This is a genomic window from Bacillus sp. CECT 9360 (genome assembly GCF_918741275.1).
Taxonomy (GTDB): domain Bacteria; phylum Bacillota; class Bacilli; order Bacillales; family DSM-1321; genus Peribacillus.
Genome location: NZ_CAKKNA010000002.1, coordinates 351,059 through 362,886, shown reverse-complemented (window position 1 = coordinate 362,886; position 11,828 = coordinate 351,059). Strand labels below are relative to the sequence as shown.

The window sequence follows — 11,828 nt, the reverse complement described above, 5'->3', positions numbered from 1 at the left end:
ATGCAATTAAAAAACGATTATTCCCTGTTTAAACCTATCGCCGACCCAGGCCTGGTTGAATCTGCCGCACCATATAGGTCCCCGTGATCCTGGTCAATCAATATAGCCTGAACATTCCCAATAGGTTTCGCTAGCTCAGGAAATTCAAATCCCATTTGCTCAAGCTTATTTTTTGCGCTTTGATCCAGCCCTTCTTCCCACCAAACGAGTGGTGCCGTACTGTTATAAATTCTTGGCTCCTCAATGGCATCCTTAAGATCCATCTTGTAATCAATTAAATGGATGAGAACCTGTGCTACAGAGGCAACAATCGTGGGCCCGCCCGGAGAGCCGAGCGTTAACACAGGTTTCCCGTCTTTGAAAACAAACGTAGGCGTTTTTGCACTGACCGGATATTTTTTCGGTTCGATGCTATTGTTATGGCCCGGCTCAGGATAAAAATCAGTCAAATCATTGTTGAGCAGAAATCCATAGCCGGGCACCATTATTCCTGAACCCATGACATGCTCAATCGAAGATGTACAGGCGGCTATATTTCCCCATCTGTCAACCGCTGTAAAGTGGGTCGTCTCCCCACCCGTTTCAAAATCCTTTACCTCACCCTTCTTATTCGTACTTTCCTGATACAGCCACGGGTTCCCACAGTCAATTTCCGTGTTTCTCGAGGTCCAATTAATCAAATTTTGTCTTTCTTTTATATAGTCCGGATGGTGTAGTCCTTTCATCGGGATGTCCACGAATTCCGGATCACCCATATAAGCCAGTTTGTCCGAAAAGGTAAGCCTCATTGCTTCGGCTAGTACGTAGTATTTTTCCCATGAGGCGACTTGATATTGCTCTAAATGAAAACCTTCAAGAATTTTAAGAAGCTGGATTAAACTGGGCCCTCCACCATTCGGGGGACCAGGCACTACTACTTCATATTCTTTATAGCTACCTGTCATAGGCTTTTCTATGTCCACTTGATAGTTTTGTAAATCCTCTTTTGTAAGAATGCCTTCCATCTTTTGCAGGGTTTCAACGATGGCGTCTCCTATTTCTCCATGGTAAAGAGCGTCGATGCCTTTTTTCTGGAGGATGCGCAGCGTTTTAGCAAGATTAGGATTCTTGACCCATTCCCCCTCCACTCTCGGCATTCCATCAGGTGCGAAAAAAGCTTTCGCTTCATCCCCCATGCGAAGCATGAGCGTCTGTATGGCGTAATCCCATTGCCAGTTCACTTTGAATCCGTTCTCCGCGAGAGCAACAGCAGGTTCAATCAGCTTATCTAAAGACATCGTTCCGAACTCATTTAACGCGGTCTCCATCCCCTTCATGATACCGGGAATAGCTACTGCCGATGCGTGGGTGGATCTCTCGAAGTGTGGAATGATGTTTCCGTCCCTGTCTATGAACATATCCTCCTGTATCGCTTTTGGTGCCTGAGAATGCCCATTTATTACCGTCGTTTCCTTTTTATTGTTATCATAATGAAGAATATATCCACTGGCTCCAATTCCTGTATTAAAAGGCTCAACAACACTCAATGCGAATTGGACTGCAACAACTGCGTCCATCGCGTTTCCACCCTGTCTCAATACCGCGGCACCTACCTTGGTTGCTTCATCCACTGCACTTGCAACCATTCCGTAATCTGCGACAGCTCTTTGCTTATTTGTATCATTTTTTCTAGCCTTCTGGTTTTTTATGATCGTTTTCATGTTGTATCCCTTTCTTCCAAGTTGGCTTTTTATTTTTAGACTATGAAGTAAATCATATAAGAAAAACCGGCTTATTCATTTTGGTTAAATTATGGACTGAATATTGATGTAAAAAATCCGTTTAGGATGCCCATTATATAATTCAATTTTTTAAACTGCATTGGTTCGGTCTGAACATTCGTTATGAGTTTGCTACTACATTTTTCAATTGTCATGATCCAAGATGTAGTAGTTAGCCTCTTGGTATTAATTTTCACTAAACTAATAGGAACTAAACTTCACAGAAAATGCTGAAAATTAGTTTTCGGTATAAGTTCACTGTGTTATCTTTCATCTCTAACAGTCGATTTAACTGCCAATGACCGTTGAAATGCTTCACAGCAGAATGAAATCGTAATAGACCAAGAAGAATAGAAAGAGCCTGCAACCCTTTATTATAAAAGAGAAGCAGGCTCTTATAAAAATTTTTATCTGGATCGAATTCAATGCGAGCGCAGTGTAGCAATTATGTCTTTTTCTTAACTGTGGGTTGGGTACCCTAACTTCACAATCATTCTTCCTCTGGCCTTCCCTGCCAAAATAACACCCAGGGCGTCAGGCAGTTCTTCGAGAGTTATTTCCTTTTGAATATCTTCCAACAGGTGATCGGGCTTCAAGTCCGTAGCCATCCGGGTCCATAATGGTTTGCGTACTTCCATCGGGCAATTCACGGAGTCTATCCCCAATAGTTTGACGGCGCGGAGAATGAATGGGAATACAGCAGTCGGCACGGATGTACCGCCGGTTAAGCCACTGACAGCGACCGCTCCACCATAATTCAGTTTGCTTAAAACAGCCGCAAGCGTTTCCCCGCCGACAGGATCGACGGCACCTGCCCATTCCTGTTTATCAAGTGTCCTCAATTTCCCGTTATATACTTCTTCCCGAGAAAGCACTTCTTTTGCGCCGATCTTATGTAGAAAATCATGTTCGGATTCTTTTCCTGTACTGGCTACAACGTGGTATCCTCTTTTGGCAAGCATGGCAACCGCTATGCTTCCAACCCCTCCTGTCGCTCCGGTAACAAGTACCTTTCCTTTTTCAGGGGTTAATCCGGCGTCCTCCAACTGCTGAACCGATAACGCAGCCGTGAAGCCTGCTGTTCCATAAACCATCGCTTCTTTTAACGTTAAACCTTCTGGAAGTGGAACAATCCACTCTGCGGGGATCCGGGCATATTCACTATAACCGCCATAATGGGAGACGCCAATCTCATAACTTGTCGCAATGACTTCATCGCCTTCTCGGAACCGGGAATCTGTAGAGGAAACGACAACCCCCGCCAAATCGATTCCGGGGATAAATGGATAGGATTTTACAATATTGCCTTTTGGAATGGATGCTAAACCATCTTTAAAATTGACACTGGAGTATGCAACATTAATTAACACTTCACCTTCAGGCAGTTCATTTAATGTAAGATCCTTGATGTTTACGGAAAAATCACTCTCCGTTTTATTTACAAACAATGCTTTAAATTGCTCTCCCATTATATATCACCCTTCCACTTAGTATATTTTTACGATAGCAAAGTTGAAGCGGCTGGTCAAAAAAGAAACAGCCAGGACGGCAAGTTTTTACCGGTCCTGGCTGCAGAAATTAATGGCGGTGGCCATGGCTTTCTTTATTTGGATTTGTGATTTCAAAACCTGCCTCTGGCACATAAAAGTACTTAATCCAGACTCCATCGAGAAAATCTTCGCGCTTATCAAGAATCACATCGATGTCTTTGTCCGTTTTCACAATCTCATCATGTTCTGTCGGAGTATCTAGCTTCAGGTCATAATGGGCATGATCTACGTGGTTTATCGTTACAAAAACACGAATCATTTTCCCTTCAGCTTCTTCAGTGCTTAACATTTTTTTTATTTCTTTTGCTGCGTTGCGATTTATTTTACAGTTCATATTTCATCCTCCAGTTTCTTAGCAAAAACCGTCAATTCCGCAGGCGAGGCCTTCCGGAAAGTCGTCTTGCTTTTGCTTTTTAAGCTCGTCCTCAATGATTGCTTCTAATTTTTCTTTTGAGAGAATCCCCGCGGTCTTGGTTTCTCCGATTATGAATGTCGGAACCGCCTGAATATCCGCTTCATTATAAGCATGCTCGAGAGCTTTCTGATGCGCTTCTTTATATTTTCTTGTGTCCAAGATTTGTTTGAACTCGTTCCGATCCAGACCAAGTTCGCCTGCTAATTCGGTAAGCACTTCGACATTACCGATATCCTTTTCCTCTTGGAAAAAGGCGCGAAGCATCCGGTCATTGTATTCATTGGCCTTGCCTTTTTCCTTCGCATATTGAAATCCTTCGAATGCTAAGTGAGTGTATGGCTGTGGGGATACTTTCGGCAATACGATCTCGACTCCAAGCCTTTCTGCCATTGGATAGACAGATTGCTTCCAGGTGGTTTGCAAATAATCCTCTTCTGGAAGCAAGGTTTTATTAGGAAATGGCCGAAGCTCAAAAGGCATCCATTCAATTTCTACATCTTTCCCTTTAACTGCCTCTTTTAACGGCTCTTCTGCCAGAAAACAGAACGGACACACATAATCGGAGTAGACTTTTATGTTAAGTGACATCGTGCAACCCTTCCATCTTTAAAGATTTTATTGGTATCTATATCTTATACTCTTATAGATATAGGATGTCTAATAAGTTGCTTGATATAAGAAGAAAAGCGGAAGCGCCTTGGTCAGCCCCGACAAGCATAAGACGAACCGCGAGGAGGCAGTTGCTAAAGCGAAACAGCGGTTTGGCTTATGACCCGAGGCCGACTAAGACCGCCACGTCCTGTGGCGACGTCGGCACTTGCACGTCCTGTGCGTCGAGGTTAGGCGTTGGACACCAATTCTTTACATTCAAGGAAATATTTTATATTTTCTAAAACAACGCGAAAAGCGGAAGCATTAAACAGAAGATAACTTATTATTTCGGGTCCCCTGGATAAACGACCCCTATCTGCTTTCGGACTTCATCTAATATCTCCATTACAATCATTGAATTGCTAAAAGTGTTTTTATCCGACTCTATCTTTCCTGCCTGAATTAAATCAGCAAATTCCTTAGCTTCATAGTACATTCCGTTACTAACTTGCTGGACGGTAATATCTTCAATCGATCCGTCACGGCGGTGAATTTCAACTTTTTCTTGAGTAGAGATCCGATCAATCCTGATATTTCCATCTTCTCCTTGGAGTTCAGATGGCAGTGTGGAATCAGTAATTTTAGAATACATTACGGTTGCTTCCATGCCTTCATAAGTGAGAAGCACACTACCTTCCCCATCGACACCCGTATCCAAAAGAAAGCCATTCGCCTGGACACGTGAAGGTTTCCCGTATAAAACCACGAGCGGATAAATGCAGTATATCCCAATATCCATTAATGCCCCGTTAGAAAACTCAGGCTTAAATGCGTTCAATACCTTTCCTTCTTTATAGGCATCATAACGGGAGGAATACTGACAGTAGTTCGCAAAAAACTTTCGTACCGTGCCGATTTTATGTAAATTCTCTTGTACACTTTGAAAATTAGGAAGGAAAGTGGATTTCATTGCTTCCATTAATAGAACATTATTTTCTTTCGCTGTTTGAATCATTTGCTTTAACTCGTGGCTATTCGATGCAATAGGCTTTTCACATAAGACATGCTTCTTATTTCTTAAAAAGATTTGTGCCTGTTCGGCATGCAAGGAATTTGGGCTGGCAATATACACGGCATCAATCAAATCGCTTTTTGCCATGCTCTCTAAATCGGTAAACGTGTTCTCCACACCATATCTTTCAGCAAACTCCACGGCTTTGTCATTTGTACGAGAATAGACTGCATTTAATGTAAAATCCTCTACCAGACTGGCACCATCCAAAAACTTTTCTGTTATCCAATTAGTACCGACTATCCCGAAACGAACCATTAAAAAATCTCCTCCTCTTTCATAAAGCAATATCTCTATTTTATTAGAAAACTCGTCGATTGGCGAGCTTTTTAAAGGCGAAGACAGAGGCGTAGTTGCACTTATGCAGAAAGGAAAAATGAGTCAGTCAAAATGGAAAGCGTTTTGTTGCAAAATTTACAATTCTGCTGTTACACAAACATTCTCTGATTATTCTTTTCTTCCATTAAACTTCCGTATTTTTTAGTGAAAAATAAAAACGACAAGAGCGCTGTTTATCAACGCTCCTGCCGCAAAACATTTAATTATTAACTTCCTCAAGCAATTTCTGATTGATTAAGCCGTCAATATCACTGCTGGTCACGTATCCAGCTTCTTTGCTGATATCCGCCATTTCCTGAATGACTTTTTCATTAACCTCTGTTGTTACCTGTAAGCGTGAAAATGCGGCTGCAACTTCTTCTTTGTTTAACTCTTTACCAGTTAATTCCTTAAGATGCATAATTACCAGCTCTTGGCTTTCTTCAGGATTATTTTGGATAAAGTCTACTGCTTTCTTATGGGCATTCAAATAAGATGTAGTTAGATCTTCTTTTTCAAGAAAGTCTTTTCTCGCGGCCACTACCGTATTTGTCGACTCTTTTCCCCAAGCGAATTCATCCCAATCCAGCAACAATTTTCCTTTTGCTTGATTTTCAAGTACATAGCCCCAAGGTTCTTGGGTTGCTGCTGCATCGACTGATTTTTGAACGAAAAGTGAAGCAGTATCGGCAGGTGCTGCTGCATGCAATTCAACGGTACCGCCGTTTGTTTTTGGTTTTAAATCTACTTCTTGAAGCGCCTTTCTAAGCATGACATCCTGAGTGCTTCCGATAACAGGGATCGCAACTTTTTTTCCATCCAAATCAGCCAGGTCTTTAATACCGCTTCCTTCATTTGCAACAAGGACAGCACCACCATTTACCGCACCGGAAATAAGATGGTATTCAGGGTTTTTCTCGTAGAAGTTTAGCAAAGGACCAGGACCGACTGTACCGACATCGATTGCCTTTGTCGCCATAGCTTCCATAAATAATCCGCCATTACTTACCGTTTTTGTTTCAATCTTTACATCTTCACCAAATTCTTCTTTAAAATAACCTTTTTCAAGAGCAACGATGGTCGCGCTGTGCGTTAAGTTTGGAAAGTAACCAATCTTCACGTTTTTTTCGCCGGAACCGTTCGATCCATCATCTCCCGATTGCGCACACCCGCTTACTATTCCAATAAACAATACGGAAATGAAAAGGTAGAACATTGATTTTTTAAACATAATTTTCTCTCCTTATTCTTCTGTGATTTTCTTTGAATGCTGTTAGCTAATCCCCCATTTTGTTTGGACATTGCGTTCCAGACGGGAGAAAACGACATTATCTACAATCGTTCCTATGACCGCAATGATGATCATGACCGAAATAACCAGATCCATTTGTCCGAGCGATCTTCCCATTTCCAGCAATTGACCAAGGCCGCCGCCGCCGCCGAGCAATTCACCGGCCATTAACGCGCGCCAGGAAAAGGCCCAGGCGATACGCAAACCGGAAATAATTTGTGGAACGGAGGCTGGCAGGATAACGGTGCGCAGAAAATGAAAACCGCTTGATCCATATGTTTTCGCAACCCTTTGATAGAGCTGGGGAACATTTCTGAATCCGCTTGTTGCATTTACGGTCATCGTCCAGGTCGCTCCAATGGTGACAATAAATAATATCGAGAAATCATTTAACCCGAACCAAATGATCGCCAATGGAAACCAAACAATACTCGGAATTGACTGCAAGGCCGTTACGATAAAACCAAGTGTATCTTCAATGAGCTTATAACGCCAAATGAAGTAACCTAAAATAAGGCCTATAATAATCGCAATGGTAAACCCAAGCAGAATGCGACCGAGACTTTTCCCAATCGCTGCTGTTATTTGTCCGCTTATCAATCCATTAAACAGTGTTTCGAATACCTGGGTCAGGCTCGGAAACATGAACTCAGGAAGACCGGAAAGTCTAGATGTTACTTCCCATATCACCGCTATCATTCCGATGAATATGATTCGTCTTAAAGCTGTAATCATCTCCGATTTCCTCCTTCAGTACTTTTTCGATTTCCTCCTGCAAAATGGACAGAATCCTTTGTTCGGTATTTAAGGTAACACTGTCCGGCATGACGCCATCTTTCATCGATGGTATGGAAATCGTCTCCTTGATTTTCCCCGGGCGCGTAGCAAAGACGATAACCTGTTCCGAGAGGAGAACGGCTTCACGAATATTATGGGTGACAAAAAAGATCGTTACTTTTGTTTTTCTCCAAATTTCAAGCAGTTCTCTGTGCAATACCATTCTTGTTTGTTCATCAAGTGCCGAAAATGGCTCATCCATCAACAAAATGTCTGGTTCCATCACCAAAGCCCTTGCGATGGCAACCCTTTGCTTCATGCCTCCGGATAGCTGATGGGGATAGGAATCCACATAGCGGCTAAGGTGGACCATTTTTAAAATGTCCATTGCCTTCGCCTTCGCTTCTTCTTTGGGCATCTTCTTTATCTTTAAGCCATATGTGACATTTTCAAGGACTGTCAGCCACGGAAACAATCCTGCTTCCTGGAAAACGACAACCCGGTCCGGTCCTGGTTTTGTCACCTTATTTCCGGCTACACGGATCTCTCCTTTATCAGCCTTTTCAAGTCCGGCAATTAAATAAAGGAGGGTCGATTTCCCGCAGCCCGATGGCCCGACAATCGACACGAAGCTTCCCTTTTCAACATTAATATTAATTTCATCGAGCACCTGTACTTTGTCTTTTTTTTCATTTAAAAAGCTCTTTTCAATCCCATCTATCGTCAAATACATATTATTCACCTCGTGTTAAATCCAAGTAGTTTTATAGGTTTTATGTATATATAATGCGGAAAATAGTCGTTTTTGTCAACTGTGATCTAGAAAATATAGATATTTAGCGATTTTATATTTCATAAAATTTCGAAGAGTCATAAAACTGTCAATAATTTAACCGTTATTATCGCTTAAATGTTTTATTATTTTAAATATACAGTATTTTCAGCCATAAGCTTATGAAGAATGGAAGGAGTGTTAGTATGCGCAGGAAGTTAACGAAATCCCTAGAAGAATTAATTCAAGAGAATAAAAAAGAATTGCTGGGTGACAAGCAAGCATTAGAAAAAATAGACAAAAGTATCGAAAAACGGCATGAATTCAAGAAGCTTGCGTAGACAGCAATGTAAAAAAACATCGAAATTCTTTGAAATTGATATTAAGTGAGAGGATGTTCCGAATCTTTCATTTGGAATACCCTCTCATTTTTTACACTAATGTTCTACCAAAATCATTTCGATTACATTACATTTTTTCCTGTAGATTATTTTCCATTGGATAAACGGCATCCCAAGATTCACTTGTAAGTGACTAATTATTTTCGAAACCTTCTAATCTCGGTTTCCTTAGTTTGAATACATTCTGCACTTCTTTACTATTAAAAAAACTTGCAGATTCATCCAGTCGGATTATCTGCAAGCTGATAAATTGCTTTAAGCGTACTTTTTATGCCGGAGCATCAAGATCATCTTCTGCAATATGTCTTTCATTATACTCAACATCTTTACGGGCATTGTATCTGTCGGCTTTTTCAAGTGTAACCGTGATGTTATAATCAGGAATACCTGCAAATTTCTCGTAACGGCCTCTTGGCAATAAGAAGTTTCCTTCAGGGAAGTGAACTTCAACATTTTCACGGGCGATGTCAACAAACTTCGCTCTTCCTTGGAATACACCAAAGCCGTTGTACAATACAATCCCTTCCCCTTCAGCAATGCTCAATTCTTGGGCATCTTCTTTGTTCATCAATACATCGTATCTGCCTGCACCATTTAACGGGTCCACTTCATTGTAAACCATGGAATTGAATTGTTTACCGCGACGGGAAGTAACAATAAATTGACCTTCTTTTTTACCGAGGTCAGGAATGTCAACATTAATAAGAGTTCCTTTGCCATCTGGAGTCGGACAAATTCCGTCTTCGCATAACCATGCTCCGCCCCACTGGAATACATCTCCTGCTTTTTTGAGGTCCTGGATTCCATCGTAGTTTGGATTAGCCTTGGCAATTTCATCCCGGATTTCTTGCCCATCTTTGAAATCAACCAAATGGGCTGTTTCTGGCTTAATTCGTTTGGCTAGATCAATATAGATTTTCCATTCCGCACGAGCCTCTTCAATCTGGTTCTTATTTCCTTCGATTTCTGGGCTAAAGTATACCATCCGCTCTGTGGAAGTCGATGTACCGCCCCCTTCTTGCTCATAGCGGGTTTTGGCAGGAATGACAATAACTGCTTCCTTGGCATCCACAAGAGTAGAGGTGTTCAGGATGATATCCTGGTGTACACGGATCTCGAGTTCAGATAAAGCTTTTTCCACAAAATCGGGATCAGGCATCGTTTCAAGGAAATTACCACCAGAAAGGTAATACATCTTAATCTTACGTTCGTGATCTTCCGGCAATACGATGTTTTCTAACGTTACGCCAACAATATCTCCTTGCCATTCTGCCAAATCAAATCCCCACAATTTTTCGATTCGTTGAATGTTTTCCCCATAGAAATCTCCACCAGGAAGCACAAATGGGTCAGCCCCCATTTCTCCACTTCCCTGTACAGAAGAGTGTCCACGGAATGGCATTAGGCCGGCATACTTGCGGCCCAGGTGTCCGCGCAGCAATGCAAGGTTTGCTACCTGTGAGATGTTATCTGTTGCAAACGAGTGCATGGTCAAGCCAAGTGCCCAGGCGTATACGGCATTTTTGCTATTCGCAAGCAGCTCAGCTAATTCAATAATCCGCTCTTTTGTCACACCAGATGATGTCATAATATCTTCCCAGCTTTGTTCCTGGACTTTTGCTTTTAATTCTTCATATCCGTTTACATGGTCATTGACAAATTCATGGTTGATTGCTGATCCAAGCCGACTTTCTTCCATGTCAAACCAGTGTTTCATAATTCCGTGCATGAAAGCAATATCCCCACCGATGTTGACTTGATAGAAGTCATCTGCGATTTTTGTTCCGAACAATGCGGATTCAGGGTTCGAAGGAATCCAATACTTGTCCATGGCTGGTTCTTTGTAAGGATTCACCACGATTATTTTCGTTCCCTTTTTCTTTGCTTCGAGCATATACTTTGTCGATACAGGTGAACTATTGGACGCTACACTTCCCCAGAACAAGAGGACGTCTGTGCCGATCCAATCAAGGTAGTTTGCTGTCGATGCCCCTACCCCAATCGAACGCTTCATCGCTGTCTTTGAAGGAGAGTGGCAAATACGGCTGGCATTGTCAATATTGTTTGTACCTAGGAATCGGGCAACTTTTCCTGCTACATAGTAGGATTCATTTGTAATTCCCCGGCTGGTTAAGTAAAACGCATACTGTTTCGGATCCAGCTTTTTCATTTTTCCAGCGATCATATCCATCGCATCGTCCCAAGTAAGCCTGGAAAACTTCCGCTCTCCTTTTCGGCGAATCATCGGATATGGAATGCGGCCCAGTTTACGAAGCTCGGTGCTGCTGTATTTTCTTAGTTCATCGATATCTGCATGAAGAATATCAGGATCAATCGCACCCACTGTATTTAAACGAAGTACATTCAACCTCGTTGTACAAAAGTGCGGTCCTGTTAAAGTTTGGTCAGAAAGACCGGATACTCCTAAAGCACAACCGTCACAAACACCTTTCGTTATGATGTTCGTTGCATATCCTAAGTTATCTTTGTTGTCCCAAACTATTTTCATAGTATCTCTTATATGGTGCGGCTTTACTTTCGTAAGCCCAAACGGAATCGGACTTACCCAATGCTTGGGTGCAGGCATTTTATCTTTCTTCTGTGGTCCTGGATGTTTTGTTTTTCCCATTCTATAACACTCCCAATAAATTCTCTTAATCTTAGTATATAAAAGGAAAATAAGAACACGCTTAATTTCCGATTTGTCAATTGTAATAATTACTGATTCAACCTTGTATAAAAAAGAAGGCTCTGTTAAATTCCATTGTTGATTTTCAAATGGTCATGGAATCTACTCGCTTTCCGCGGACGAACTGTCAAGCCTCCTCACTCGTACCTCGCTGCGGGGTCTTGCCAGCCCGTTTTTCCGCAGGAGTCTCGC

10 protein-coding genes are annotated in these 11,828 nt (G+C 41.9%); 1 reads left to right on the top strand and 9 read right to left on the bottom strand.

All coding sequences use genetic code 11. The features are described 5' to 3' along the window. Nucleotides 1–17: 17 nt before the first annotated feature. The 8 genes from ggt to LQ216_RS03730 all read right to left on the bottom strand — a co-directional run bounded on the left by ggt (nt 18) and on the right by LQ216_RS03730 (nt 8,507). Nucleotides 18–1,700, bottom strand: coding sequence for a gamma-glutamyltransferase (gene ggt / locus LQ216_RS03765; RefSeq protein ID WP_230126816.1), 1,683 nt, complete (start codon nt 1,698–1,700; stop codon nt 18–20). A 518-nt stretch (nt 1,701–2,218) separates the two neighbouring features. Next, a complete protein-coding gene (locus LQ216_RS03760) occupies nt 2,219–3,229 on the bottom strand; it encodes an acryloyl-CoA reductase (RefSeq protein WP_230126815.1) in 1,011 nt (336 codons plus the stop codon). Nucleotides 3,230–3,338: 109 nt separating this feature from the next. Further along, complete coding sequence (locus LQ216_RS03755) at nt 3,339–3,644, bottom strand: iron-sulfur cluster assembly accessory protein (protein WP_230126813.1); 306 nt, start codon at nt 3,642–3,644, stop codon at nt 3,339–3,341. Nucleotides 3,645–3,662: 18 nt separating this feature from the next. After that, nucleotides 3,663–4,313, bottom strand: a complete 651-nt coding sequence (locus LQ216_RS03750; protein ID WP_230126811.1) for a DsbA family oxidoreductase — start codon at nt 4,311–4,313, stop codon at nt 3,663–3,665. A gap of 346 nt (nt 4,314–4,659) precedes the next feature. After that, complete coding sequence (locus tag LQ216_RS03745; protein ID WP_230126809.1) at nt 4,660–5,646, bottom strand: Gfo/Idh/MocA family oxidoreductase; 987 nt, start codon at nt 5,644–5,646, stop codon at nt 4,660–4,662. A 280-nt stretch (nt 5,647–5,926) separates the two neighbouring features. Further along, on the bottom strand, nt 5,927–6,937 hold the full coding sequence (locus LQ216_RS03740) for an aliphatic sulfonate ABC transporter substrate-binding protein (protein ID WP_230126806.1): 1,011 nt from the start codon (nt 6,935–6,937) through the stop codon (nt 5,927–5,929). Between the two features lie 42 nt (nt 6,938–6,979). Next, complete coding sequence (locus LQ216_RS03735; protein ID WP_230126804.1) at nt 6,980–7,732, bottom strand: ABC transporter permease; 753 nt, start codon at nt 7,730–7,732, stop codon at nt 6,980–6,982. Next, nucleotides 7,665–8,507 (bottom strand): ABC transporter ATP-binding protein, encoded by an 843-nt coding sequence (locus LQ216_RS03730; RefSeq protein ID WP_230126802.1) that lies wholly within the window; start codon nt 8,505–8,507, stop codon nt 7,665–7,667. The genes LQ216_RS03735 and LQ216_RS03730 overlap by 68 nt, the downstream gene beginning before the upstream one ends. A 245-nt stretch (nt 8,508–8,752) precedes the next feature. On the opposite strand from LQ216_RS03730, the gene LQ216_RS03725 reads away from it, so the two are divergent. After that, nucleotides 8,753–8,887, top strand: a complete 135-nt coding sequence (locus LQ216_RS03725) for an FbpB family small basic protein (protein WP_230126800.1) — start codon at nt 8,753–8,755, stop codon at nt 8,885–8,887. 328 nt (nt 8,888–9,215) lie between these two features. Here LQ216_RS03725 and LQ216_RS03720 read toward each other — a convergent pair whose 3' ends face one another. Further along, a complete protein-coding gene (locus tag LQ216_RS03720) occupies nt 9,216–11,576 on the bottom strand; it encodes an FdhF/YdeP family oxidoreductase (protein ID WP_230126798.1) in 2,361 nt (786 codons plus the stop codon). Nucleotides 11,577–11,828 lie beyond the last annotated feature (252 nt).